Below are 26,169 nucleotides of genomic sequence, written 5' to 3'. Positions count from 1 at the left end.
TTCTAGCTAAAAATCCACATTCAGCAATTGACCACTGATTTGAAGCATTTGAAGTTCGGCCAATTTAGCACTGTACTTAGCCTGACTTTGAGCCAATTCAGCGTTCAATAAATTCAATTGTGCCTGTCTAAATTCTATTGAGGTTACCTGCCCCAATTTATAGCGCTCATCTGTACGGTTGAAATTGTTCTGATTGGTTTGCAAATTCTTTTCTTGCACTTCCAAAACATACAGTGCGTTGGTATAACTGTCCCATGCATTTGTAATATCCCGTTCTACCTCCAGCTCTATTTGTTTTTTAAGCAGCTCTTGGTTTTCATACCCAATCTTCACATTCTTGATACCGGTAACACCTCTTCCTCCATCAAAAAGATTCCAGGAAAGATTAACAGCGCCTGTTACCCCCGTTGACGTATTTTGAATTAAAAAAGCCAATGGACTGTTGTTGCTTGATTCATTCCATCCGTATGTGCCCGTTAAACCAATAGTAGGTAGAAAAACACTCTTCGCCGCTTTAACATTGTACATGGTAATATTCATCTCCTTTTCTACTAATTGTAACCGGATATTGTTCGATTTAGCCTCATTATGCATATTCTCCATTTGAAGTCCTGGCACAAAATTAACCGTGGTATCTGCAAGAAATTGAGCGGAAAGTTCTCGGTTCAAAACAAGGTTTAAGTCCCGCATAGTGTTACGCAATTGCTGCCTCGAGTTTAACAGGTTGATACTGTCGGTATTGATGTCTACTTCTGCATTCAAAACATCCAAGCCCGTATTCTGTCCATATTCAAACTGATAGGTGGCTCGTTTCAATCTATCTTTCGAAATTTCGAGCGCTTGTTCCAAGTTTTTGGTGTTTTCTGTAAGCCTGGCCACTTCATAATACACAGAAAACAATTGTAGAATAGTATTCTCAATGGTTTGCCTTACTTCTAATTCGGATTGCTGCGACCGTTCTTTAAAACTCTTATAACTGTAATACCTATTCAATCCATCAAACAAGGTATAGTTTACATTAACTGAAGCATTGTATCGTCTGGTTTCGGCACCATCGGCGGTTCTTGTATCCCCACTAGCCAACTGACCTTCGGTGTTTTGTTTATCAATACTTCCGCCTGCATTGGCTGTAACCGTTGGCAAATACCCAGAATTTAATATACTGGCATTATTCTCATCAATTTTTTTGGTGTTTCGCGCTACTTGGATACCCAGGTTATTTTCCAATGTTAAATCTATCGCTTCTTGTTTGGAAAGTAGTTTTTCCTGAGCTTGTGCTACATTGATAAAAACCAATAAAAAAAGAGGTAGTGTATTAAATATACTTTTCATTATGATGTTCCTTCTAAAACTTTTGAAGTCTCTTCTTCAGCTTCCGTATGTTTTGCAGTTCCGTTGAGCGCATACATGCCTTGTTCTTGCATGTGTTGCTCGTCATTCTGTTCTTTAATTGCTCGTTCCACTTCTTCTTTGGATGCTTTTTCTCCTGTCCATAATCCTTTGGCCAAGACCTTTACATTATTTCCAAAGGAGAGAAACAAAGGCAACATTAACAAGGTAAGGACCGTAGCAAAACCAATACCATAGGCAATGGCAATAGCCATGGGTTTTAAGAATTGAGCTTGTCTGCTTTTTTCCAATAGTAGTGGGGCCAAACCGGCAATAGTAGTAATGGATGTTAGGAATATGGCCCTAAACCTTGAGCGGCCTGCCTCATAAAGGGCCTCATTGAATTTAAGTCCATTCCTTAGGTTGATATTAAACTTTCCAATCAGCACCAAACCATCATTCACCATAATACCTATAAGGGCGATAATCCCTAACATGGAAAGAATATTGATTGGGAAACCATGAATCCAATGCCCCCAAGCTACTGCTGTTAGACTAAATGGCACTAACAATATCAGTAATAGAGGCTGGCTGAAGCTTCTAAAAGTGAATGCAATGGTCACAAAAATGAGAAACAGCACCGTTAGACCTACAAATCGAAGTGAATTAATAAGTTTGTTCGCTTCCCTATTCTGACCTTCATAAGATGGGGTAATTGTTGGGTATTTGGATAAAATATCCGGCATAATTTCAGTCCTAACCCATGTCATGGCATCTGTTCCACTGGTAGTCTGCAAATCTTTGATGTCTGATGAAACTTGGATTTCTCGTTGTCCATCTAAATGATTAATAGCCACATCACCACGTTCTATGGAATATGTCGCGATTTCTTTAAGTGGAATTCGTTCTCCATTTGGAGCTACGATACGCATTTCATCCAAATCGGAAATTGAAGATCTATTTTCACGATTGTAACGCACCCAAACTCTTATTTCATCCTGTCCTCTTTGGAAACGCTGTGCCTGCGCACCGAAAAATCCTGCTCTCACCTGATTCATCACCGTACGAAGGTTGAGCCCTAACAAATAGGCATTTTCCTTGAGTTCCAATCGTATTTCTTTAATTCCGGCAGGATCGTTATCCGCTACATCCTTCAACAAAGCATTTTCTAAAAGAGCGGATTTCAATTCTGCTTTTGCCCCTTTAAGTTCTTCAATATTGTTTCCCAAAAGCGAAACGGAAACGGGATCTCCCCCAAAATTTCCACCTGACCCATAAATAAGGCTTTCAACGCCAATAACTGGTCCCACAAGTTCCTGAAGCCTACTCGTAACCATATCTGCTCTAATAGCATCGGGGCGTTCTTCTCCTGGCAATAAATTAATGACCAGGGTAGCTGCAGATGAACCTGGACCAACATTTTTAAGCATGTTTTCAAAAAGCATCTTGTCCGAACCCTGCAAATATTTATCTGTAAGCTCTTGGTTTACAATTTGGGCTTTATCTTGAATCATACTCACTATAGAATCAGTAACCTTTTCATTGGTGCCGTTTGGCATCAACAACTCCACAGCAATTCGGTCACTTGCAATTCTTGGAAAGAATGATGTTCTGATTATTCCACCTCCAATGGAGCCAAAAGTCAATGCAAGTGCCATGAAGAATATGGCGAAAGTCACAAACTTGTACTCCAAGGCAAAGCGAAGGGCAGGACTGTACATTTTGTCCCGCATCCAATTCATCGCATCATCCCCAAGTTTGTTTATAATTCGCAGCTTGGAAAATATTTTTGCTATACCTGTTTTTGGTCCTTTCTTTTGTTTTCTCAGCGCCTTTGAGTGCGCTAAATGCGCCGGCAAAATAATTAACGCTTCAACCAAAGAAACCACGAGGGTTAGAATAACAATTACAGAAACTTCACTAAAAAAATCACCAACCCTTCCATCTAAAAACAAGAAAATAGAAAATGCCAGTATTGTGGTTATAATTGCTGAAAGAATGGGTGGAATTACTTCCATTGTACCATCTATGGCTGCTTGGACTGGGGTTTTTCCCTTTTCGTAATGTTGGTAGATATTTTCTGCTATTACAATACCATCATCCACCAAAATACCGATTACAATAATCATCCCAAATAGCGACAATACATTGATCGTGACATTGAGCATAGGTGCAAAAACAAACATTCCCAAAAAGGCAACAGGCAATCCAAAGGCTACCCAAAAAGCCAATCTCGTATTTAAAAATAGGGACAAGAATACGAGTACAAGAATCATCCCTATTATAGCGTTTTCGGTAAGCAAATCGGTACGTTGTGTTAAGGTTTTGGATAGATCCCTAACAACATCCAGTTGTACATTGGTATACTTTTGATTGAATTCCTCGATGTATTCTTTTACGTTTTCGGCAGAACCAATAAGGTCTTCGGTATTGGTACTGGTCACCGTAACATTTACGGATAAATCTCCATTGTAATATGAAGTATTTGGAGTCTCGGAGAATCTGTCGCGAATGGTAGCCACATCTTTTAGCCGAATAGCTTTCCCTGATGCATCTGCACGTACCACAACATTGGAGAGTTCATCTCCGTAGTACGAGCGATTATTTGCTCGAATCAAGTACTCCTCTGTGTTGGTCTTAATATTACCTCCAGTAACCAAAATATTGGCATTGGAAACAGCCTGTGAAACTTCAGCGAAAGAAAGATTATACGCCAAAAGACTGTTTTCGTCCACCGCTATTTCAATTTCCTCATCTGGATAGCCTGAAATGGTAATTTGGGAAATTCCGTCTATGGCCCTTAAATCGTTTTCTATTTGCCTTCCTATTTGCTTTAGGGTTGCCAACGACATATTCTTGCCACTTACCGCAAAGCTTATGGTAGGTCTTACTGCTTCCAGTTTGGAAACCACCAAAGGTTCCATCCCCGTCGGGAAAGTGGGAACACGATCTACTGCATTTTTGACCTCCAACAGCATAAAATCGATATCCCTTCCTTTTTCAATCTCAACGTTAATTGTACCACTGTTTTCCCTGGAGGTAGAGGTTACTCTTTCCACACCTTGTAACCCCTTAAGATTGTCCTCAATTTTTAGCACGATTCCCTCCTCAACTTCTTGTGGGGATGCTCCGGGATATGCAATCGTAATCAAAATATTTTTAGAATCTACAAGTGGAAAAAATGAGGATTTTAATGAAAAAGCACCTACTAGTCCAAAAATGAAAAATGCAATGATGATAACATTTACCGCTACGTGGTATTTTATAAAATACGAAATTACCTTTCTCACGATTTGGTCTTTTTGGATTTGTCTTCATCAAATACCTTCACCAGCATTCCTGCATAGGCTCCTGTTAACGCTTTTGTTACAATAACCTCGCTATTGGGAACATCTTTAAGGACCACTTTTTTATCGGTAAAATACACTGGGCGTACATCAATTAGGTCTAAAACTGAATCGCGTACTACAAAAATCTGATTGTTTTCCAGCAATAGGGAACGGTCTATTTCAATGGCATTCTCTTCTTCTTTGGCCTCAAGATTGGCTTCTAAGTATTGTCCTTCTTTTAAATTATCCCCCGCTACCTCAATAAACACGGTAATGGTTTGTGAATTCTGGTCCACACTGCCGTTAACCCGGGTGACCTCTCCTATATAACTTTGGGTTTTGCTTAGATTGGAAAGTGCTACCTTCTTGCCTACTTTCAAGAAATCACCGTAGGTTTTACTTACTGAAACCTCAAGCTCATACACCCCAATATTAATGTATTCACCCAATTTTTGTCCTACTCGAATTAAGGTTCCTTCTGTAACCAATGCATCTGTTAAAACACCTTTAAAAGGTGCAGAAATATTGTATTTGGACAAACGTTGCTCCAAGTTTTTTACATTGTAATAATTAGAAATTACCCCACGACCGGAAATAAAGAACTTTTCCTTCTCGGAGGTCATTTCGGGTAGCTTCGGTGTTGTTGCATTTAAATCGAAACCATTAAGATATTCTTGCCATTTGGGGTATATCTCTGGGTAATCCAGCCTTACATCTGGCATTATTGAGGTAAGTAAATTATACAGATTGCTTTTTGCCGACTGTACAGAAGCATAATATTCGCTGGCATCAATACGAATGAGCGTTTGGCCCGTATTGTATTCTTGTCCAGTCCTAAACAGCTTGCTCCCTGATCTAAAAACACCCTGTACTTCAGAAAAGAGCTCTACTCTTCTTTTAGCTTTTAAATTTCCGTTTGCTGGAATAATGATAGGGATGGTTGCATTTTCCACAGTATCAACAAAGACTGTTTTTACTACTTTTTGTGGTTTTGGTCTTCTGTTCTTTTTACTTCCAGCAATTAATCCTGCAAAAAAAATAGATCCGAAAATAATTAGGCCACCTACTACGGCCGAAATAATTAGCTTGCGCATATATAGGATGAATTAGTCTTTTGCAAAACTATTCGCTTCCAAAGGGTAGTATGGTTAAATATTTCATAAATTGTTTAGTGAATAATTAGCTTTTCTGAACAAAAAAAGGGGATACACGCCTGCATCCCCAAACCAAACAAACTAAAGTATAACTAACTACTCATTATCGTCAACATCTTCAAATTTTGTATCCGCCATTCTAGTGCGTTGTAGTTGGATTTCGTTGAACTTTGGATTTAATGTTTTTTCATCTGTATCAAAGACCAGAAATTGCTGGGTATCCATTTCTCGGAGACCTTTATAAGATTTGAACCTGTTATTTTGAATCTGTAATATTTTTAAACTTGCCAATTGACTAAATTCTGAAGGAATTTCTCCTCCTAGCTGATTGTTGGCTAGCACCAGTTCTCTTAATTGGCCTAATTTCCCCATTTCCACTGGTATGGTTCCTTCAAGATTGTTTTCAAAAAGTCCCAAAGCCTCTAGTTTTGTAAGATTTCCTATGGTAGTTGGAATAAGGCCTTTTAAATTATTGCTTGATAAATTCAACTCCCGCAGGTTATTCAATTCACCAAAAGTTGAAGGTATAGACCCGCTTAAGAAGTTATTAAACATGGAAAACACCTGTAATTCTTTAAGTTGCCCTATTCCCAAAGGTAAAGAGCCTTTAATACGATTCATTTCGAGTCGCAGCACTTTTAGGCTTTTAAGCTTAACAATATCTTTTGGCAATACGCCTGTTATGTTGTTGAAAGCAAGGTTTAAATGGGTTAGGTATCTGAGTCTTCCTATACTCTCTGGAAGAACACCTTCCAAGTTATTCCTAAAGAGATTTATTCCTACTACATGATTATCCATTAATTCAACACCCTTCCATGTATTAACAGGAGCATTTAAATCCCAAGAGGCACTCCATTCTTTACCATTTGTACTATGGTAAAGATCAATTAGTGCATTTTTTTCCTTTTGAGAAATCTCTATTGAGGCTATTACACCATTAAATGAGCATAAAAAAATGAGAAAAATGGTTAGTTTAAACATAGGCAAAAACTTCAATTCATAAGAATTTACTTACAAATTAAGTGCAGAACCTAAATACCTACAAATTAAATGGGTGTAGCACGGTAAATTTGTTGTAAAAGGGCTTAAATATGTGGTGAAGCACCAGGCATGTTGCCTTTAGGTCAATTGTTCAAGCTCGCCAGAGAGTTTTTCCCACTCTTCCATAAGGGATTCCAAAAGGTCCTTTTTTTCTTGATATTCATCAAAAAAGTTAGGTTTAGCAATAGTGGTATCGTAATCCATAAGGAGGTTGTGGTCAGTTTCAGCGATATCTTTTTCTAGCTGGGAAATCTTATTTTCTACTCCGCTTAGTCTATTTTTTAGGGACTTTAACTTCTTTTGTGTTTGATAATCGTTCTTCTTTTCTTCAACTTTAGGCCTTACTTGAACTTTCTCTCCCTTTTCGATTTTCCTGAAATCTTCAGCTTTTCGCTGTTCCAAATAAAAATCAATATCACCTAGATACTCCTTAATTTTACCTTCTTTGAATTCGTAAACTCTATCTGTTAGCCCTTGCAAAAAATCTCGATCATGGGATACTAAAATCAAAGTGCCTTCAAAGTTTTGCAACGCCTGCTTTAATACATTCTTGGATTTAATGTCGAGATGATTGGTAGGCTCATCCATGATCAATACATTGAATGGTTCCAATAACATTTTAGCTAAAGCCAAGCGATTGCGCTCTCCACCTGAAAGTACCTTTACGTATTTATCCACCTCATCTCCCCTAAACAAAAAAGAGCCTAAAATATCCCTCACTTTACTCCGATTCTTCTCATTTGCTGCATCAATCATAGTATCCAGAACAGTTTTACTACCATCCAAATACTCAGCTTGGTTTTGCGCAAAATACCCTACTTGTACGTTATGTCCTATCTTGAGCTTACCCCCATACTCCAACTCTCCCACCATAACTTTCGCCAAAGTGGTCTTTCCCTGTCCATTCTGACCTACAAAGGCTGTTTTGCTACCCCGTTCTACCAGCAAATCAATACCTTCAAGAACCCGTTTCTCCCCGTAGTATTTAGATAAATTTTCCAGTTCTGCAACCACCTTCCCAGGAGTTATGGACACTGGAAATCGTACATTCATTACACTATTGTCATCTTCATCAACTTCAATACGTTCAATCTTATCCAGTTTTTTTATGAGCGATTGTGCCATGGAAGCTTTTGTGGCCTTTGCCCTAAACTTTTCAATGAGTTTCTCTGTTTGCTGTATTTGCTTTTCCTGATTTTTTTGAGCACTCAGTTGTTGTTCCTTGATTTCATTCCGCAACTCCAAAAACTTGGAATAGGGTTTATTGTAGTCATATATGCGCCCCAATGATATCTCAATGGTTCTATTGGTAACATTGTCCAAGAACATTTTATCATGGGAAACAATAACCACGGCTCCGGGATAGTTTTTAAGAAACTGTTCCAGCCAAATAATGGATTCGATATCCAAATGGTTGGTAGGTTCATCTAAAAGAAGGACATCATTATTTTGAAGCAATAGTTTTGCCAACTCTATACGCATACGCCATCCGCCAGAGAATGTATCAGTTACTTTAGTAAAGTCCTCTCTTTTAAAACCAAGACCTAACAATACTTTTTCCGTATCGCCTTGGTAATTATATCCGCCCAGAATCTCATACCGATGCGAAACATCCGTTAAATCGACCATAAGTTGATTATACGACTCACTTTCATAATCGGTGCGCTCAGCCAATCCTTTGTTTATTCCTTCCAGCTTTTGTTCCAGCTCCTTGATTTCCGTAAATGCCTGATAGGATTCCTCCAAAACCGTTCTTCCCAGTTCAAAATCAATGTCCTGTTTTAAAAACCCAATCTTTGTATCCTTTTCAGTCGCTATAGTACCCGAATCCGGTGCTATTTCTTTGGAAAGTAATTTCAGCAAAGTAGATTTTCCGGCTCCATTTTTTCCAATCAGGCCAACCCTAGTACCACCATTTAGTCGAAAGGCGATTTCTTCAAAAAGATACTCGCCTCCAAAAGCGACAGAAAGGTTATGAATATTTAGCATTTTATGTGACCTGAATTACAAAACAAAAATGTGTGAATGAGTACTTTTGTACAAAATCGCTGCAAATGTTAAAAAAAGGAAACAAACTCTACAGTATTTTAACAGGAAGTTGTCCTAAGTGTCATGAAGAGCTAATGTACATCAACAATAATCCGTATGTGCTATCCCAGCTTTTTAAAATGCACGAACGATGCTCTCATTGCCATACAAAATACAAAATTGAGCCTTCCTTTTTTTATGGTTCCATGTATGTAAGTTATGGCGTGGGAATAGCTTTTGCCGTGGCCGCATTTGTTATTGCATTTCTAGTTATGGGAGCATCACTTGTGAACACTTTTATTGCTATTGTGATAACCATGATGGTCTTTATGCCAGTGATTATTCGTTTATCCCGAAATATTTGGATCAACTTTTTTATTAAATATGAACCTAACAGCGTAAGAGGTCAAGCTGAATAATGCTTTTTTGTAAATCTTTGGATATTCATCTCTGGGTCCAGAGCTTCATTGTTTTCTATTGCATTAAATAGTTGTTCTGAAGCATATGGGGCAATAAGCACTCCTCTGGAACCAAAGCCATTTAAAACATAGAGGTTTCTATGTTCGGGATGCTGTCCGACAAGAGGTCTTCTATCAGTCACTGTTGGTCGTATTCCCGCTACGTGTTTTACAACTTCAAAATCACAGTTTAAAAAGCTCTTAGATTTTTCAAGAAGCTCACTTTTTGCATCTTCTGTAGGCGTATTGGTTTTATCTTTCCATTTATAGGTTGCGCCCAACAGATATAAATTATCTCCCTGCGGAATACTAAATGCGGAGGATTTAATTACACTATTCTCTTTTAAATCAGGTGCTTTAATGGTCAACAACTCTCCTTTTGTGCCATTTAATGGCAAATAGTTGAAAAAGGGGTTGCTTTTAAGCCCGTAGCCCGTAGCAAATACAATCCGCTTGGCATTTATTGATTTATAAGAAATATGGCCTTCAAACACCTTAAAATGAGAAAAATCAAACGATTCTTTATGTAGCAGTCCCTGTTGATCCAAAGATGCTGCATAAGCCTTAAGCAATGTTTTGGTGTCTATTCGCCCAGTATGCTTTACTTGGCCTAAACCAAATGGAGCATCAATATTCGGATTATTATTTTGAACGATGGTAGTAGCTAAGAAATAATCGAGACCAGGACGGTCCGCAGCTTGAAACCATAAATTTTGTTCTTCAATTGAAGTAAATCTTCTGAGTACAGGAATTTTGTAATCCAATGTAACTCCTAGCTTCTGCTCTAAGGCCTTATAAAATGGAAGGGCCAATTCCATTTGTTCTTTGGCCTTCCAAGCCATGGTAAACCTTTTCAAGATTACTGGATTGTACAATCCGCCCGCAACCAAGGAAGCTTGCTGGGAAGCATCTGTAACCACATTATAGGATTTCCCTTGTTTTTCGAGCGTTTCACAAAAGGATATTCCAGCCAATCCCAGACCAACAACTATATAATCAAGCATACCACAAAAATAGGCATCCTAAACCTGATTTCATGGAGGTTTCGGAAACAACAAATTGGGTCAAAATAAAAACGCCGCACAAAAGTGCGGCGTCTATATGAATTGAATTGGAAAGTTTAATCTTTAAGGCCTAATAAGCCCACATGTCTTGCTCCCTATCTCGGATAACCTCCTTAATACGTTTGGCTTCCAATAACTGAAACAGTGCATTGTCAAAAACGTAATCGTCAATCTCGCGATCTCCGTGCACGTTGTCCTCCTTGTATATTATTGCATTAAAACGTCTTGCGTTCAACAGCATATCAAAGGTGATAGGACGTGCAGAATTACGTTGATTATAGACCTTGGCTTCGTGCAACACTTGTCTTGCCGCTGGATACCATACCCAAAACAGCTCAACTTTGTTCTCGCCTGGATCTACAGACTCATCATCCACAAAGTTTACATCTGGAGCTACTGGTGCAATACCTAATAGGCGGTACTTCAGTTCTCCTTGACGCTTATCAAAATACCACATTCCCTTTATACGATATTCTTCAATATCCGCTGCATTTAAATCCCTTCTGTTGATAAACTCTTCAGAAAGTTGTTCTCCTGCATTGATTTGTTCATATCCAAGATCCGTGGTATCCACTTTGCTCAATGTAGCGTTTAAATCCTCAAACTTTCGCTTTTCAGTGAAGTAAGAGTCCGTATATACTTCGGTCAAGTTTCCATTTTTGATATTCTTCATCAAAACATGGTATAACGACCTTCTGTCCGCTCCAATACCTATGGTATCGGTTGGGTAGTATAATGGAAAGTTAACACGCTCATCCAGGTCAATTACCTCCCAAATTGTTTTGGACCAAAGGATATCTCTATCATCTGTATATCCATATTCCAGTGGGGCATCGTTGTCCTGTTCTATTTGAGCTTCAGTCTTTATCCCTATTTCTTGTGGCAACTTGGCGTTCAAAATGTTTGCCTGAGCCATTATTGATACAGGTACTAAGCTTAAAGCTCCAATTAATAATGCATTTTTCCAATTCATGATTATCTGTATACTTTTTTAGTTTGTAAGCTCTACAACAACTGGAGAGACCTTTTTCAACTTATAGGTCTTATTGTTGGAAATGTAGGCTTTGATATCAAATATTTGAACAGCTTCACCTCTTTTAGCTCTTTTCAAAGCAGATTTAGCTCTTCCATCCAATTTATTTCCGTTTACTACAATTGTAGGCTGACCTGGCACTTTAAATTTAAATCCGCTTACAGCAAGATTCAAGTCAAAATCAAAGTCTTCCAACATTGCACCAACCGTAGAAATCTCTAGGTTTCTTCTTGGCATCTTAACGCTACCAGCTTCACCACGTACGGTACCTCCTGGTCTTGGAATATCCTTGATACGGAACGTAGCAGGGGTATTGATTCTTTGACCATCAGGTAAAACACCTGAAGCATTGATGGTAACCTCTCTACCGGTTCCAGGATTCATAACATATCTACTTCCACTTCTTTTTGAAAGTCCAGGAGCAGATGCAGAAACTTTGTTATCTGGAATACCAGGAATGGATATCGTCATTGGGTTAGATACCCCACGGTATACCACATTCATCTTATCTGCAGCAATTACAGCAGCATTGGGCTTGGAAATTGTAGCAAAAGAATTTTTCACTTCTACAGGAATTTCCTCTCCATCTTGCATAAAGAACATTGTACCAACTATTTCATGATCACCAGGATTACCGGCACCAATCAACATTTGAATACCACCAGCTTCTAGCTTATAATCTTTTCCTTCAGTCAGTTTTCTACCGTCCAAAGTCAATTCAGCCTTCACAGGTGTAGATGTTTTATCTGTTTTACTGATAATAATCTTACCATCGTACTTATCTCCATTGTAGAAAGCAGACTTAGAAGCCAACAAAGAAGTAGCAAAGTTTGTCAAGGAAACTTGATTTGTAAGCTCACCTTCCAACATTGATTTCAACGCATCTTCCTCAGTAGCCTTAACATCGGCTTGTAGCGATGTTAATTTAGCCAAAGAAGCTACTAAAGGATACCCTTCGTAGTGATAGTTGATCCAATCTTGCTTTGTACCGTCTCTTTTCGCTACTTTACCATTTGCATCCCCTGTTTGGAAACGATCGTTAACCGCTTCTTTAAGAGCTGCTGGCGCAATAGCGGCAACTTGGGTTTTATAGTCGGTAATTCTTTTCATGAATTCCTTACCTTCTTTAGATAGGTTATCTCCTTGAAAAAGTTTCTGATCTAAATAATCAGAATTGTCCATTCTTGCATAATCCTTAGGGTCTTCAAGTTTTTCGGTCATACCTTTCTTAAGGGTCTCCAAGTAATCAAAATACTCTTGGGATAAGCTTTTTATCTTTTGGGCATTTTGATATAATTCACCATACTTCTTTTCGTCTTCAGAAGCTTTGGTTTCAAGACTGGCCAAAAAGTTATCGTTACTTTCTGTAGTCTTGATATTGGAAGTCTCAAGCTTTTCGTTCATGATACCGAACGCCGCAAGAACTTCCTTACTCATATTTAAGGCCAACATCGCAATGAAGATCAAGTACATAAGGTTGATCATCTTCTGACGTGGGGTTTGTTTTCCTGATGCCATGTTTATCTAATTAGAATTAATAATTAATTTGATCTGGGTTTGGTATTTTAATCAAATCCCTAATTAGTTTTTCGCCATAGCAGACAACATACCACCATATACTCCATTCAAAGAAGAAAGGTTTGTTGCCAAAGATTCCATCTGATCTTTTAATGCACCAGCGTTTTGTACTACTTCTTCGTTAATAGAAGCTTGTCTGCTTGCGCTTTCCAATTGTACTTTGTACAAACTGTTCAAAGACTCCATTTGAGCTGCAGCATGAGACAATTCCTCAGAATACTTCTTCGTATGCTGAATAGCATCTGTAGTAGGAGCAATACCTTTAGCGGCACCTTCAAAATTCTTGATACTATCACCTAAACTTGTGAAAAGCTCAGAATCGATATTAGCTTCTTTTAAAAGATCATCCAGTTTTCTAGAAAGAAGACCTTCAGCTTCTTTAGCTTGCTTAGCGTCATTTTTGTTTCCTTTAGATTGACCATTGTTCAATTCAGGATATACCAAAGACCAATCGTATTCATCGTCTACTGGTTCAAATGCACTAATAGCAAAGATCAATGCTTCGGTAATAAGTCCAACAGCAAGAAGCAATCCACCGGTTAGTGGTCCAAATTCCCAGTGAAGGATCTTAAATAACGCACCAATAATTACTACTGATGCTCCAAGCCCGTAGGCCATGTTAAACAGTTTTTTTGTTGATTTTGACTGTGCCATAATTCTAATTTTAATTAAGTTATATAAATAAGTATTTGGTTACTGGTTTATATAATGCTCTCTCGTTTATTATTGTTTTATTTAGTTTGGAAGCCCTTGTCCCTTGGTTGAATCCTCTTCGCCCATATAATCTTGAACGGTACGGAAACCAATGTAGCTTCTCGCGGAATCTTGATATTCATAATCTCTGGTACTTACCTGCAAGAAATAAGCAACATCTTTCCAAGATCCTCCACGGATTACTTTTCTTTTGTTCTGTCCTGAACCAATATTCGGATTCATTGTAGACAAATATTCATAGGCGCCTTGATCAAAACTGGAGCTGGTCCACTCAGATACGTTACCCGCCATATTATATAAATTGTATTCGTTTGGCTCGTACGACTTAGCTTCAACAGTATACAATGCAGCATCTGCGGCATAATCTCCACGTTGAGGCTTAAAGTTGGCCATAAAACAACCTGTATCACTAATCACATAAGGTCCACCCCAAGGGTACGTTCCTCCATCAATACCACCTCTAGCCGCATATTCCCATTCCGCTTCAGTCGGTAATCTAAATTGGTTCACAAACTGCTTTCCACGACTTTTTTGGTCATCATTTTTAAACTTGGTTCTCCAAGAACAAAATGCTTTGGCCTGTTGCCAGTTTACCCCAACAACGGGATATTCACTGTATGCATCGTGCCAAAAATAGTCATTGTGCATAGGTTCGTTATAGGAATATTCAAAATCCTTGATCCATACCGTAGTATCTGGGTAAATCTCCAATTCCTCTTGTTTAATGAAATCTTTTCTTCTGCCAGTTTTAGCTCGCGCGGCAGCTTCAATATCCATCCAATTATACTTGTATTTAAGTTGGGTAACATCTATGGTTCTTAGTCCATTATAACTCTCCTCTTCAGGAATGTATATGGAGTCCATTACCTCAGCGTAATACTCATCTGGATATTCAGATGTATCCCATACCAAATCAACATCGGTATTTAATGCTCTACCTTCGTAACCGGTTTCACCTAAACCAGCGTAGTTATCAAGCATATATTTGTCGTAAACTGACATTTTCGTGGTATCAGCATCTTTAAACGCGTACTCTCCAATACCTTCATCTTCTGGGCTAATACCCAGTTCATCGGCAAGAATGGCCAATTTGGTTCTGGTAATGGAATCTTTTACCCACTCTACAAACTGTCGGTACTCACTATTTGTGATTTCCGTATCGTCCATATAAAAAGAACGTACAGTAACTGTTCTTGTGGGAGCGTTCAATACTTTCGCCTGATCCTCTTCAGCCTTACCCATAACAAAGGAGCCGCGGGGAATCAGTTCCATTCCGTAGGGTTTCTCAGGATACCACTTTTTTCCTTGGGCTCCAACGAGTTCACCTTTTGACCTTGATTTTGAACCACAACTACTGAGTAAAAAAACAAGTGCTAGAGATGAAAAGAATAGCTTTCTCATACTTTAGGTTAAATTTTCGATTTAAGATTATAAACTGTGTAACACAAATTCATTATTCTCAAAACTGTTTTTTGAATAAATTATTGTGCAAAATCAATTTATGCTTAAAATTTAATTTGTTTAGTTAAAGCCCTTTCTGTAGGCCTTGAACCACCTTTCTGGAATCTTCTGGTTGCACGCATCCAGATAGTCTTCCTCGGTGCAAGGTAATAACGCCACTGAATTTGTTTTAGTATGTTCGGGTAAAATTGATGGAACTTCCACCCACCAACGTTCGGTGACATGGCTCTTGTAGAATATTAGTTCTTCTGTATCTGTAGGCACTGTGAACTTAGTAAAGTCTTCACTCTTGGAACTTGGAAATTCTTTTACCCTAAAACTAATACCTTCTATAAAGTACCATATAATCTGGGCCACCATTTGAAAAGCTTGATGCGAATTCTCCCCTTCATAAATCCCAAACAATGAAACTTTATCACTTATTCCAGCATATCTCGCTATGGCACAGATTTCTCTTCCTGTAAATCCGTTGGGGGAAAAGTTTTTTGACATTCCCATTTCGCTAGCGCGAATTGCTCTTAGATCTAAACTCACAATATGAGAACTTCTCAATATCGGTTCGGCCAATGATATATTGGCGGCAACATCTCCTAATCGATATGCATCAAAGAAAAGACGTTCCATTAAATCTATTTCCTCTTGGGCGTTAAAATAACTTTGATATCCAATATTGGAAAAATTAAAAAGATTATTGGGTTTGTCCGTAATGATTCTGCTCATATATGAATTGGAGGAAATCAATTCTTCATCTTCCCCAAAATCGAAACGGCTATCTATTGAGACTAGATTCACCATATTTCTAATCTTGTCAAAAGCTCTATAGGTGGGAAAGGTGATATCTTGGGTCGCTCCTATTACAATAGGTATAATATTTTCCTCTAAAAGACCTGCAACAATTTCCTTGACTACAAAATAGGTGTCCTCCACCGTATTTCCTTCTTCAACATCTCCAATATCCAGAATTGTGGAATTCCAGTTACCCGTCATTAACCGATACAATTGAATGCGAATTTCATCAACATCCAACTGCTCTGGTTTCTTTTCAAATGCATTTCTGGACTCTAGTACCCCAAAAATAGCAACAGTAGCGTTTGCAAAAACGGGCAATCCTTTTTTCTCTGTATGCTTAAAAATATTTTTGCCCAGGGCTTGTGGGGGGAGCAATTCTGAAAATGCCAAGACTTTGTCCTTTATAGGGACTAAAAAATCGAATGCCATATTACTTCTTAGCCTTTGCTTTTGTTTTTTTCTTTGGTGTTTTCTTTTCTATTAGGGCCTGGGCTTCTTCCAAGGATATTTTGGCAGCGTCCACATCTTTGGCCAATTCTACCTTAATTCTTCCTTTTATAATATTATGTCTGCCCCATCTTGCTTTTTCAATTCGGATTTTTTCGGCTGGCCACTCTTGCACCAACTTTTCCGCTTCCTTTATTTTCTTTGCCTCAATAAGTTCAATAATGTCTGCTTGGGAAAGATTATCAAAATCATATTTTTTGTTCACGTTAATGAACATTCCATCCCATTTAATGAATGGTCCAAAACGACCAACACCCTTGGTAACTTCCTTATCCTCATAATGTGCTATAGGAGCATCTGCCTTTTGCTTTTCTTTTATCAATTCAATGGCCCTGTCCATATCAACATCGAAAGCACTCTCGCCTTTGGCTAATGAAATGAACTTTTTACCAAATCGAACATACGGACCAAAACGACCCACATTGGCTTCCACTTCCTCTCCTTCATAAGCTCCGAGCTTTCTTGGCAATTCAAAAAGCTCCATAGCTTGTTCAAAGGTTATGGTAGTAATGGATTGTTCTGGTAACAGACTTGCAAAAAGTGGTTTTTCCTCTTCGTCAACGGTTCCTATCTGTACCATTGGTCCAAAACGGCCTAATCTTGCTGCCACCTGTCTACCAGATTTTGGGTCGGTACCCAATACACGTTCTCCACTGGCGCGCTCAGCGTTTTCTTCTACATCCAATACCTTAGGGTGAAAGTCTTTGTAGAATTCTTTCATCATTTTTTGCCAATCCTCATCTCCTGATGCTATCTCATCAAAATTCTCCTCTACTTTGGCCGTGAAATTATAATCCAAAATAGTTGTAAAATGATTCACCAAGAAGTCATTTACAATCATTCCGATATCCGTTGGAACTAATTTTCCTTTGTCCGAGCCAATCATTTCCGATAATTTCTTTTCGGCTAGTTGACCAGATTCCAAAACCAATTGTACATAGTTACGCTCGGTTCCTTCCACAGTTCCCTTTTCTACATAGCCTCTATTTTGTATGGTGGAAATGGTAGGTGCATAGGTTGATGGTCTTCCAATACCCAATTCTTCCAATTTCTTCACCAAAGAAGCTTCTGTATAACGATATGGTGGCCTTGAAAAACGCTCTGTTGCAGTTATAAAAGTATTGCGCAATGCTTCCCCAACATTCATGGCCGGAAGCATTCCTTCCTGTTCCTCGGTCTTATCCTCTTCATCGGTTCCTTCTAAATATACTTTAAGAAAACCGTCAAACTTTACTACTTCACCATTTGCGGAGAATTCTTCACCATGTGTGCTCGCTTTTATTTTTACATTGGTTCTTTCCAATTCTGCATCACTCATCTGTGATGCCAAAGTACGTTTCCAAATGAGTTCGTAAAGCTTGGCCTGATCACGCTCTACTTGAGGTGATTGTAGTTTCATATCGGTTGGGCGAACCGCTTCATGAGCTTCTTGGGCACCTTTGGATTTTCCGGAATAGTTTCTCACCTTACTATAAGACTCTCCGTAATTTTGAACAATAGCGTCTTTGGCAGCATTCAATGCTTCATTGGACAGGTTTACACTATCTGTTCTCATATAGGTAATCAATCCTGCTTCGTACAAGCGTTGAGCCACCTGCATTGTTCTTCCCACAGAAAAATATAGCTTTCTGGAAGCTTCCTGTTGCAATGTTGATGTTGTAAAAGGTGCTGCAGGCGATTTTTTAGCTGGCTTTTTATCTAGGTTGGCTACAGAAAAATCTGCGCCGATATTCTGCTTTAAAAATACCTCGGCGGCTTCTTTTGTCGAAAAGGTCTTATTCAGCTTCGCTGAAAAAACATTTCCGTTTGTTGTTTTAAATTCCGCTCGTATTCTAAAAGAAGCTTCTGGGTTGAAGACTTCTATCTCACGTTCCCGTTCCACAATTAAACGCACTGCAACGGATTGCACTCTACCTGCTGATAGTCCTGGTTTTATTTTTTTCCAAAGTACGGGAGACAATTCATATCCCACCAATCTGTCCAAAACCCTTCTTGCCTGTTGGGCATTTACTAAATTATAGTTGATCTCCCTCGGGTTCTCAATAGCCTTTAGAATAGCAGATTTTGTAATGGAGTTAAAAACAATACGCTTGGTTCTGCTCGCATCTAATCCCAACTCTTCTGCCAAATGCCAGGAAATAGCCTCCCCCTCACGATCCTCATCACTTGCTAACCATATGGTGTCTGCTTTTTTGGCTAAATCCTTAAGTTTCTTAACCAAGGCTTTCTTCTCCTTATCTATGGTATATTTTGGCTTAAAGTCGTTTTCAACATCTACTCCAAGTTCTTTGGATGGTAGGTCTGCAATATGTCCAAAACTTGATTCAACCTGGTAGTCTTTTCCTAAAAAACGTTCTATGGTTTTTGCTTTTGCTGGGGACTCAACAATAACTAAATTCTTTGGCATGCAATGGGTTTTGAGGTAACAAAAGTATATGAATTTTTCGATTTTGAATTTTTTGAAAAACGTATACCAAAAAAATATCCCGCTAAAAGCAGGATATTTCATTAGGTTATTCTACAAATTTTTATTGATTGTCTTGCGTTCGGAGATCAGTTACTTTCGCACTCCCGACAGGCTTCCATGGTTTCAAAAGGTACGACCCCATTACAACCTCCCCATATGAATTCCTTGCATTTTTGCTCTTCTTTGTCAAAATAGTATCTGGGAATTGCAGCAAAACATTCGCCTGGATTCGGTTCTAGCTGACAGGCCGACGGTAGTTCATTGTCATCATCCGAACAGGAAATTAATAACATTGAGATTAAAACTACACCAGCGCTTTTAAATATATTACCAAACATATTAATTAAGTCCTATTTGGCTAATCAGCTTTATTTCATCATCTAAGTATTCATACTGATATAGCACCTCATCCCCAACCATAATCAAATGATTCTCCAAAGGAATTACATCAAACGTAACAATATTTTTAAAATGATTTAACGTCACTAGATTCTCAACATCGGTCTTATCGTAGACCTTAAGACCGGAGCTGCCATCACACACAAACAATTTCTCATCCTTAATGCCTAAGCCATAGGGCTCATCCATTGGATAATCAATGGTCAACTTTGGATCTTCAATATTGGAAATATCAACAATAAAAAGACCGCTTTCCAAAGCGCCACATTCATTGCCGCCTCTTAACGTAACATAAGCATAATCCCCATCAACCACCACGGGGTCACAAGCAGTACCATGTTGAAACTCGGAAACGAATGTTGGTGTTGCAGGTGACGAGATATCATAGATATACATTCCACGCATGCTGCCTAAAAACAGATGGTTACCTCTGTTAAAAATAGTTTCGATATCGAAGCCAGCATATACATCTTCTAAATCCTCTGGATTCTCTAAATCCGAAATGTTGAATACATTTATATTATGACTGTCCACAGCATATAAATAGTCTTCCACAATTTTAAATCTTGCCAAGGAGCCTCCTTGTCCTGTTGAACCCCTTTCAGCAGCATTGGCAAGGGCGGCATCTTCAAAAAAGATATCAATTCCCCTATTCTGCTCTACTTCTTCTATTAACCTTCTCTCGGTTACGGTTTCCCAACCCACAAGGATTTCAGTGTTGTAATCATAAGCTTCGTGTTCGATGATGTCAGCTTCAAAAGGCCAAAAAATATTGTTGTACAATACATTTTCCAATCGGTTTACCTGTTTAATATCATTTATATTGGATAAATCCAAAACCACCAAATCCATTAGACTGTCCGCATAAAGGAAATTTTCCTTAACCGAAATATCAACATTTCCAGGAATCTTAATAAATGTAATTTTTACTGGCTGCTCCGGATTGCTATTGTCTATCACGTGAACACCTTGGTATTTATCATTGATAAAAATGTAATCTTGATAGGCATACACCTTACCTGATTCGTCAATAGGGCGGGGCGCTATGATATCCACACTACTTGTGAATTCTGCTTTGCTCATGACCAAGGGTCTTGCCACCAAATATTCGGCATAACCATCATCATTATCGTTGTCACAGGATATAAACCCAAGTGCAACAACAGTTAGAATTAATAGGATTTTCTTTTTCATAGTTTGTTTAAGTTTTTTGGATGAAATAACACCCAATAGATAGAAAGTCTTAAACAAAGTTGCGCGAAGTATTGAAAAAAATTATGGCTCCTCAGAAAATCCAACCGCATCTTTATAAATAAAATAGATAGGTATTTTGCCGAGCATTGCAGTAAAAAGAACACCAAAAAGACAGAGTAATACGCCAAGTTGGGCAATGATTCCCATAACCAAAATAAGTCCGAATATTACCCCCCAATTCTTATTTCCCAAAGCAAAGCTCGCTTTTGTTATTTCCATAGGAGAGAGTTCTTCATCAAATGCTAAAAAAGCAGGGAGCAAAGACATAGGAACTATCAAATAAAAAATACCCAACCCGCAGGCCAATGTTCCAAGAATAGAAAGGCCTAGCATGATCAATGACAACATCAAAGCTTTACCCAAGTATTTCTTCTTTAGGTAAAAAAAGTAATCTTCAGATGTTGATTCACCCAAATCGTTTAGCTTACAAATTCTTAAAAAAGCCGCATTTAAACACAAGGCTACTGTCATTATTCCTAAAAAAAGGATGGGCATAAACAAAACCATAAAAATGACCGCTGCCGGAGGCATTTCTTGTCCTTCAAAAGCTTCTGGATCAGCAATTCCTAATGCAATCATAGGTAGATACATTAGAATATAGAATGGGATAATAGCGACAAAAGTCAAGAGAATGGTAATAAATCCTTGCAACCAAACCTTCTTAAACAACTCAATGGTATTATTAAAAACAGCACCAAAATCTATCGATTGGTTTTCATTTATTTTCTGGGACAAAGCACTAAAATTCATACTTGGGTTGGTTAAATTTTAAATTGGAATTAACAATAACCGTATTATTTGCAAATATCGTATTAAATCATACTGCCAAATTGTCACTAAAATGGAATATGCACTATCTTTGCAAACCATAAAAGCAAAATGAGCAAAATCGAAGGCACTGAGAAGGTAATAGACGAAAGCCAACAAGGGAACACCTTGACCTTGGAAAATAATAAGAAGAACACTAGAAAACTTTATATAGAAAGTTATGGTTGCCAGATGAACTTTTCCGATAGTGAGATAGTTGCCTCTATCTTGGCAAAAGAAGGTTTTAATACAACGGAAGAACTTCATGAAGCAGACTTGGTATTGGTAAATACCTGTTCCATTCGAGAAAAGGCAGAGCTCACTGTGCGCAAACGTTTGGAAAAATTCAACGCCGTAAAGAAAACCAATCCCGGAATGAAGGTTGGGGTGCTTGGTTGTATGGCGGAGCGCTTGAAGAACAAGTTTCTAGAAGAGGAAAAAATTGTAGACATGGTAGTTGGGCCAGATGCCTACAAAGACCTCCCCAATCTTATCCAGGAAATTGATGAGGGAAGGAATGCCGTAAATGTGATTCTCTCCAAAGATGAAACGTATGGAGATGTTGCTCCAGTCAGACTTAATTCCAATGGTGTCACCGCCTTTGTTTCCATCACTCGAGGATGCGATAATATGTGCACTTTCTGTGTAGTTCCATTTACTCGCGGGCGTGAACGAAGCCGAGACCCGCAATCCATTATAGCGGAAGTGAACGATTTATGGGAAAGAGGGTTTAAAGAAGTAACGCTTTTAGGGCAAAATGTGGACAGCTACCTATGGTATGGTGGTGGTTTGAAAAAAGATTTTGAGAAAGCTTCAGAAATGCAAAAAGCTACTTCTGTAAATTTTGCAAAATTATTGGAGTTGACCGCCGAGGCCCAGCCTAAAATGCGTATTCGTTTTTCAACATCCAATCCACAAGACATGACTTTGGATGTGATTGAGTCCATGTCGAAATATGAAAATATCTGCAATTACATTCATTTACCCGTGCAAAGTGGTAGCAATAGGATCTTGAAAGAGATGAATCGGTTACACACCCGGGAAGAATATTTTGAATTAATTGATAATATTCGAAAGATCATTCCTGATTGCGCTATTAGTCAGGATATGATTACAGGATTCCCAACTGAAACCGAAGAGGACCATCAAGACACCTTGAATTTGATGGAATATGTGAAGTACGATTTTGGCTTTATGTTTGCCTATTCTGAACGACCAGGCACTCTGGCAGCTAGAAAATTGGATGATGATATTCCTGAACAAATCAAAAAAAGAAGACTTACAGAAATCATAGACCTTCAACGGGAACATAGTTTTTATAGAACCCAACAACACCTTGGTAAAACTGAAGAAGTTTTGATTGAAGGGGTTTCCAAAAAATCAGATGCCCACTGGATGGGCAGAAATTCTCAAAACACTGTTGTAGTTTTTCCAAAGGAGCATTATAAAGTGGGTGATTTTGTCAATGTAAAAATAAATGAATGCACCTCTGCAACCCTAATTGGCGAGGCAGTGGAATATTCAAAGAACAACTAAGCATATGGAAAATATTCAATCCATAAAACAGCGATTTGAACTCATCGGTAACGATGTTAAGTTGAATCGTGCCATAGAGAAAGCCATTCAGGTAGCCCCTACCGATATTTCGGTTTTGGTTACTGGTGAAAGTGGTGTAGGTAAAGAGGCCATTCCAAAGATCATACATTCATTATCCCATCGCAAACATGCCAAATACATTGCGGTAAATTGCGGAGCCATTCCCGAGGGTACAATAGACAGTGAACTTTTTGGTCATGAAAAAGGAGCATTTACAGGAGCTACACAAACTCGTAGTGGGTATTTTGAAGTAGCCGATGGTGGTACTATTTTTTTGGATGAAGTAGGCGAACTGCCCCTTACAACCCAAGTACGTTTGCTCCGAGTATTGGAAAATGGGGAATTTTTAAAGGTAGGATCCTCACAGGTTCAAAAAACAGATGTCCGCATTGTCGCGGCAACAAACATCAATATGTTTGAAGCCATAAAAAAGGAGAAATTTAGAGAAGATCTGTACTACAGACTAAGTACTGTGGAAATAAATATTCCTCCACTACGTGAGCGACAAGAAGATATTCATTTGTTGTTTAGAAAGTTTGCGTCAGATTTTGGTCAGAAGTACAAAATGCCGACAATCCGGTTGGAAGAACAGGCCGTTCAACTCCTATTAAAGTACAGGTGGCCGGGGAATATTAGGCAATTAAGAAATATTGCAGAGCAGATTTCGGTTTTGGAGGAAACCAGATCCATTTCTGCAGCAGCACTAAACAGTTATTTGCCTAACTCCAATAACACCAACTTGCCCGCTGTGATAGGACAGGCTAAAAAGGAAAGTGATTTTAGCAATGAAAGGGAAATCCTTTACAAGGTGTTATTTGACATGAAAGGGGACCTTACCGATCTAAAAAAACTGACCCTTGAGCTGCTAAAAAACAACGATTCGGAAAAAGTACAGGAAGAAAATGAGACCTTGATCCGTAAAATCTACGGAAATAAGGAAGAGGAAGTTTCTCAACAAGAAAGTAATGTGGCAGAAGTTTTGCATTTGCCAGAACCTGTTGTTGAAACTGCAGTGACCGTTACACAATCGCAAGAAGATCGCTATCATTTTGCAGAAGAAATAGAGGAAGAAGAAACCTTATCTTTACAGGAAAAGGAAATTGAGCTGATTAAAAAATCCTTGGAACGCAATCGTGGAAAAAGGAAAGCTGCAGCATCAGAACTTGGTATTTCTGAGCGGACGCTTTACAGAAAAATCAAGCAATACGATTTATAGCTCGAAGTATTTGGATATTTGAACACATATTAATGAAAATAAGTATAATTAAAGTTGGACTCTTGAGTCTATTGTTAAGTCTGTATGGCTGCGGAGCTTATAATTTTTCTGGAGCGGATATAGGAACTGCACAAAGTTTTCAAGTTAATTTCTTTCAGAATTATGCAGACTCAAGCCCCGGTTCTACCATTGAACCAGGATTGGATAGGGACTTTACCCTGGCACTACAAGATTTAATCAACAACCTAACAAGCCTATCACTCACAGGAAGCAATGGAGATTTATTGTATGAAGGTGAGATTGTGGAGTACCGAGTTACACCAATGACCGCCACAGCAGATCAGTTAACGGCTCAAAACCGACTTACCATGAGTGTTAATGTAAGGTTCTATAATACCACAAAGGAGGATGCCGACTTTGAAAAAAGATTCTCTTTCTTTTTTGATTTTGATGCAGCTGCATCTTTAACTTCGATACAGGCTGCGGCCCATGAAGAAATTTTTGAACGTATTACACAAGATATTTTTAACGCCTCGTTAGGCAATTGGTAAGCATGAACGTCTCAGATTTTATACAAATTCTTCAAAAATCGAATACCATCCTCTCTCCCAAAGAAACAAGGGAACTGGAAGGCATTATTGAAGAATACCCCTATTTTCAAGCTGCACGTGCACTGCACTTGAAGGGGCTTAAAAATCTGGATAGTTATAAATACAATAGTGCTTTAAAAGTCACTGCCGCACATACAGCGGATAGGGATGTTTTATTTGATTTCATTACCTCAAAAGAATTTGTTCAAAATAACATTGCAGATTCCATTGCAGGAAGAGCGCCAAAATTGGAAGATAAAAAAGCCATCTCTGAAGAGATAGCGCCCAATCCTGATACCGAAACTATTTTAGGGGAATCCAAGGAAAGTGCTTTGCCTCAAAACATTCAAGATGCGGAGCAAATATTAAACCCCGCACTTTTTAAATCCAAAAAACCTGAAATAACCCTTCAGGAAGCTTCGGAAAAAGAATCTAACCCAAAAACCGATTTAGATTTAGGAAAACCCATACCCTTTACAAAAAAGGAAAAGCATTCTTTTACGGAATGGTTGCAGTTGGCTTCAAAAGATAATGAAGAGGAAACCATAGATCGTGCAGCAGAAGAATTGGAAAAGAAGAAAAAATTCGATTTGCTTGACAAGTTTATTGAGAACAAACCCAAGATTGTTCCAGACCAAAATTTAAAAGCAAAAATCAACATAAAAGAGTCCACCAAAATGGACAAAAATGAGTTGATGACAGAGACATTAGCCAAAGTTTATCTGGAACAAAAAAAGTATAAAAAAGCTATTCAAGCCTTTAAAATATTGAGTTTGAAATATCCAGAAAAAAATGGTTTCTTTGCAGACCAAATTCGGGCGGTGAAGAAGCTGCAGAAAGAAAACGAATAAGACAGAGAGACAATGAGTACGTTTACAATTTTTTTAATATTAATAATAGTTGTTTGCCTTTTGTTGGTTTTGGTCATTATGGTGCAAAACCCAAAGGGAGGCGGATTATCTTCTTCTTTTGGAGGAGGTGGAAACCAAGTAGTTGGTGGAGTAAAGAAAACTGGTGATTTTTTAGATAAAAGTACTTGGATACTTGCTACTTTTTTGGTGGTATTGATTTTACTTTCCAATGTTTCCCTTAAGGGAAGTTACAGTCAGGCGGATTCTAAATTATTACAAGGAGACGATATTGAGACAACAGTACCTGAAACGGTTCCGGAGCAAGTTCCAGAACAAGTTCCTTCTACTGACAATACGAATCCAGCAGATACTATTAATTAGTATTAATGACAAAACAAATAGAAAATGCCAGCTTGAATGACAAGCTGGCATTTTTATTTTATCATAATGTCAGTTTTTGGGCAATGGCATAATTTCTGTCCAAAGTTTCGAGAATTTCTAAAA

21 protein-coding genes are annotated in these 26,169 nt (G+C 38.4%); 6 read left to right on the top strand and 15 right to left on the bottom strand.

Annotated elements, in window-relative coordinates:
- Window positions 1–6: 6 nt before the first annotated feature.
- From FVB32_RS08055 to FVB32_RS08035, 5 genes are all read right to left on the bottom strand, one after another.
- Window positions 7–1,332: a TolC family protein gene (locus tag FVB32_RS08055; protein ID WP_147742977.1), complete on the bottom strand. Its 1,326-nt coding sequence runs from the start codon at window positions 1,330–1,332 to the stop codon at window positions 7–9.
- Window positions 1,332–4,619, bottom strand: coding sequence for an efflux RND transporter permease subunit (locus FVB32_RS08050; RefSeq protein ID WP_147742975.1), 3,288 nt, complete (start codon window positions 4,617–4,619; stop codon window positions 1,332–1,334). The genes FVB32_RS08055 and FVB32_RS08050 overlap by 1 nt, the downstream gene beginning before the upstream one ends.
- Entirely contained in the window at window positions 4,616–5,752 is a 1,137-nt protein-coding gene (locus FVB32_RS08045) for an efflux RND transporter periplasmic adaptor subunit (protein WP_147742972.1), read from the bottom strand. Before FVB32_RS08045 ends, FVB32_RS08050 begins: the two co-directional genes overlap by 4 nt.
- A gap of 156 nt (window positions 5,753–5,908) precedes the next feature.
- Window positions 5,909–6,793 (bottom strand): leucine-rich repeat domain-containing protein, encoded by an 885-nt coding sequence (locus FVB32_RS08040; protein WP_147742969.1) that lies wholly within the window; start codon window positions 6,791–6,793, stop codon window positions 5,909–5,911.
- A gap of 138 nt (window positions 6,794–6,931) precedes the next feature.
- Entirely contained in the window at window positions 6,932–8,842 is a 1,911-nt protein-coding gene (locus FVB32_RS08035) for an ABC-F family ATP-binding cassette domain-containing protein (protein ID WP_147742966.1), read from the bottom strand.
- Between the two features lie 65 nt (window positions 8,843–8,907).
- Here FVB32_RS08035 and FVB32_RS08030 point away from each other — a divergent pair, with 65 nt between their 5' ends.
- Window positions 8,908–9,300 carry a DUF983 domain-containing protein gene (locus FVB32_RS08030; protein ID WP_147742964.1) on the top strand — a complete coding sequence of 131 codons (393 nt, stop codon included), beginning with the start codon at window positions 8,908–8,910 and terminating at the stop codon, window positions 9,298–9,300.
- On the opposite strand, the gene FVB32_RS08025 is transcribed toward FVB32_RS08030, so the two are convergent.
- The 10 genes from FVB32_RS08025 to FVB32_RS07980 all read right to left on the bottom strand — a co-directional run bounded on the left by FVB32_RS08025 (window position 9,288) and on the right by FVB32_RS07980 (window position 21,355).
- Entirely contained in the window at window positions 9,288–10,343 is a 1,056-nt protein-coding gene (locus tag FVB32_RS08025) for an NAD(P)/FAD-dependent oxidoreductase (RefSeq protein WP_147742961.1), read from the bottom strand. The genes FVB32_RS08030 and FVB32_RS08025 overlap by 13 nt on opposite strands.
- A gap of 130 nt (window positions 10,344–10,473) precedes the next feature.
- Entirely contained in the window at window positions 10,474–11,376 is a 903-nt protein-coding gene (porN, locus tag FVB32_RS08020; RefSeq protein WP_147742958.1) for a type IX secretion system ring subunit PorN/GldN, read from the bottom strand.
- A gap of 18 nt (window positions 11,377–11,394) precedes the next feature.
- Complete coding sequence (gene porM / locus FVB32_RS08015; protein ID WP_147742956.1) at window positions 11,395–12,954, bottom strand: type IX secretion system motor protein PorM/GldM; 1,560 nt, start codon at window positions 12,952–12,954, stop codon at window positions 11,395–11,397.
- A 63-nt stretch (window positions 12,955–13,017) separates the two neighbouring features.
- Window positions 13,018–13,668: a type IX secretion system motor protein PorL/GldL gene (porL, locus tag FVB32_RS08010; protein ID WP_147742953.1), complete on the bottom strand. Its 651-nt coding sequence runs from the start codon at window positions 13,666–13,668 to the stop codon at window positions 13,018–13,020.
- Window positions 13,669–13,749: 81 nt separating this feature from the next.
- Complete coding sequence (gene porK / locus FVB32_RS08005; protein ID WP_147742950.1) at window positions 13,750–15,129, bottom strand: T9SS ring complex lipoprotein PorK/GldK; 1,380 nt, start codon at window positions 15,127–15,129, stop codon at window positions 13,750–13,752.
- A gap of 120 nt (window positions 15,130–15,249) precedes the next feature.
- Complete coding sequence (locus FVB32_RS08000) at window positions 15,250–16,407, bottom strand: formimidoylglutamase (protein ID WP_147742947.1); 1,158 nt, start codon at window positions 16,405–16,407, stop codon at window positions 15,250–15,252.
- A gap of 1 nt (window position 16,408) precedes the next feature.
- Window positions 16,409–18,892: a type I DNA topoisomerase gene (topA, locus tag FVB32_RS07995; RefSeq protein ID WP_147742944.1), complete on the bottom strand. Its 2,484-nt coding sequence runs from the start codon at window positions 18,890–18,892 to the stop codon at window positions 16,409–16,411.
- Window positions 18,893–19,038: 146 nt separating this feature from the next.
- Window positions 19,039–19,245 (bottom strand): BPTI/Kunitz domain-containing protein, encoded by a 207-nt coding sequence (locus FVB32_RS07990; protein ID WP_246139861.1) that lies wholly within the window; start codon window positions 19,243–19,245, stop codon window positions 19,039–19,041.
- 46 nt (window positions 19,246–19,291) lie between these two features.
- A complete protein-coding gene (locus FVB32_RS07985; protein ID WP_147742938.1) occupies window positions 19,292–20,545 on the bottom strand; it encodes an LVIVD repeat-containing protein in 1,254 nt (417 codons plus the stop codon).
- Between the two features lie 81 nt (window positions 20,546–20,626).
- Window positions 20,627–21,355: a hypothetical protein gene (locus FVB32_RS07980; RefSeq protein ID WP_147742936.1), complete on the bottom strand. Its 729-nt coding sequence runs from the start codon at window positions 21,353–21,355 to the stop codon at window positions 20,627–20,629.
- A gap of 129 nt (window positions 21,356–21,484) precedes the next feature.
- Here FVB32_RS07980 and miaB point away from each other — a divergent pair, with 129 nt between their 5' ends.
- Genes miaB through secG form a run of 5 tightly spaced genes read left to right on the top strand, consistent with a single transcriptional unit; the run spans window position 21,485 to window position 26,046 of the window.
- The gene (gene miaB, locus FVB32_RS07975) at window positions 21,485–22,948 is read left to right on the top strand and encodes a tRNA (N6-isopentenyl adenosine(37)-C2)-methylthiotransferase MiaB (protein ID WP_147742934.1); all 1,464 of its coding nucleotides are present in this window, start codon (window positions 21,485–21,487) and stop codon (window positions 22,946–22,948) included.
- Window positions 22,949–22,952: 4 nt separating this feature from the next.
- Window positions 22,953–24,224, top strand: coding sequence for a sigma-54 interaction domain-containing protein (locus FVB32_RS07970; RefSeq protein WP_147742931.1), 1,272 nt, complete (start codon window positions 22,953–22,955; stop codon window positions 24,222–24,224).
- 32 nt (window positions 24,225–24,256) lie between these two features.
- Window positions 24,257–24,775 carry an LptE family protein gene (locus FVB32_RS07965; RefSeq protein WP_147742928.1) on the top strand — a complete coding sequence of 173 codons (519 nt, stop codon included), beginning with the start codon at window positions 24,257–24,259 and terminating at the stop codon, window positions 24,773–24,775.
- 2 nt (window positions 24,776–24,777) lie between these two features.
- Window positions 24,778–25,665 (top strand): hypothetical protein, encoded by an 888-nt coding sequence (locus FVB32_RS07960; protein WP_147742926.1) that lies wholly within the window; start codon window positions 24,778–24,780, stop codon window positions 25,663–25,665.
- A 12-nt stretch (window positions 25,666–25,677) separates the two neighbouring features.
- Window positions 25,678–26,046 carry a preprotein translocase subunit SecG gene (gene secG / locus FVB32_RS07955; RefSeq protein WP_147742923.1) on the top strand — a complete coding sequence of 123 codons (369 nt, stop codon included), beginning with the start codon at window positions 25,678–25,680 and terminating at the stop codon, window positions 26,044–26,046.
- The last annotated feature ends 123 nt before the right edge of the window (window positions 26,047–26,169 follow it).

This window comes from Flagellimonas hymeniacidonis (genome assembly GCF_008040165.1).
In the GTDB taxonomy this organism is placed as follows: Bacteria; Bacteroidota; Bacteroidia; order Flavobacteriales; family Flavobacteriaceae; genus Flagellimonas; species Flagellimonas hymeniacidonis.
Note: the sequence above shows the minus strand (reverse complement) of the source record. Positions and strands in the feature narration are given on the sequence as shown.

What these genes read in the sequence shown, in the direction of transcription:
- FVB32_RS08055 (WP_147742977.1), bottom strand. Translation starts at nt 1,332, where the DNA reads ATGAAAAGTATATTTAATACACTACCTCTTTTTTTATTGGTTTTTATC.
- FVB32_RS08045 (WP_147742972.1), bottom strand. Translation starts at nt 5,752, where the DNA reads ATGCGCAAGCTAATTATTTCGGCCGTAGTAGGTGGCCTAATTATTTTC.
- FVB32_RS08040 (WP_147742969.1), bottom strand. Translation starts at nt 6,793, where the DNA reads ATGTTTAAACTAACCATTTTTCTCATTTTTTTATGCTCATTTAATGGT.
- FVB32_RS08035 (WP_147742966.1), bottom strand. Translation starts at nt 8,842, where the DNA reads ATGCTAAATATTCATAACCTTTCTGTCGCTTTTGGAGGCGAGTATCTT.
- FVB32_RS08030 (WP_147742964.1), top strand. Translation starts at nt 8,908, where the DNA reads ATGTTAAAAAAAGGAAACAAACTCTACAGTATTTTAACAGGAAGTTGT.
- FVB32_RS08025 (WP_147742961.1), bottom strand. Translation starts at nt 10,343, where the DNA reads ATGCTTGATTATATAGTTGTTGGTCTGGGATTGGCTGGAATATCCTTT.
- porN (WP_147742958.1), bottom strand. Translation starts at nt 11,376, where the DNA reads ATGAATTGGAAAAATGCATTATTAATTGGAGCTTTAAGCTTAGTACCT.
- porM (WP_147742956.1), bottom strand. Translation starts at nt 12,954, where the DNA reads ATGGCATCAGGAAAACAAACCCCACGTCAGAAGATGATCAACCTTATG.
- porL (WP_147742953.1), bottom strand. Translation starts at nt 13,668, where the DNA reads ATGGCACAGTCAAAATCAACAAAAAAACTGTTTAACATGGCCTACGGG.
- porK (WP_147742950.1), bottom strand. Translation starts at nt 15,129, where the DNA reads ATGAGAAAGCTATTCTTTTCATCTCTAGCACTTGTTTTTTTACTCAGT.
- FVB32_RS08000 (WP_147742947.1), bottom strand. Translation starts at nt 16,407, where the DNA reads ATGGCATTCGATTTTTTAGTCCCTATAAAGGACAAAGTCTTGGCATTT.
- topA (WP_147742944.1), bottom strand. Translation starts at nt 18,892, where the DNA reads ATGCCAAAGAATTTAGTTATTGTTGAGTCCCCAGCAAAAGCAAAAACC.
- FVB32_RS07990 (WP_246139861.1), bottom strand. Translation starts at nt 19,245, where the DNA reads ATGTTATTAATTTCCTGTTCGGATGATGACAATGAACTACCGTCGGCC.
- FVB32_RS07985 (WP_147742938.1), bottom strand. Translation starts at nt 20,545, where the DNA reads ATGAAAAAGAAAATCCTATTAATTCTAACTGTTGTTGCACTTGGGTTT.
- FVB32_RS07980 (WP_147742936.1), bottom strand. Translation starts at nt 21,355, where the DNA reads ATGAATTTTAGTGCTTTGTCCCAGAAAATAAATGAAAACCAATCGATA.
- miaB (WP_147742934.1), top strand. Translation starts at nt 21,485, where the DNA reads ATGAGCAAAATCGAAGGCACTGAGAAGGTAATAGACGAAAGCCAACAA.
- FVB32_RS07970 (WP_147742931.1), top strand. Translation starts at nt 22,953, where the DNA reads ATGGAAAATATTCAATCCATAAAACAGCGATTTGAACTCATCGGTAAC.
- FVB32_RS07965 (WP_147742928.1), top strand. Translation starts at nt 24,257, where the DNA reads ATGAAAATAAGTATAATTAAAGTTGGACTCTTGAGTCTATTGTTAAGT.
- FVB32_RS07960 (WP_147742926.1), top strand. Translation starts at nt 24,778, where the DNA reads ATGAACGTCTCAGATTTTATACAAATTCTTCAAAAATCGAATACCATC.
- secG (WP_147742923.1), top strand. Translation starts at nt 25,678, where the DNA reads ATGAGTACGTTTACAATTTTTTTAATATTAATAATAGTTGTTTGCCTT.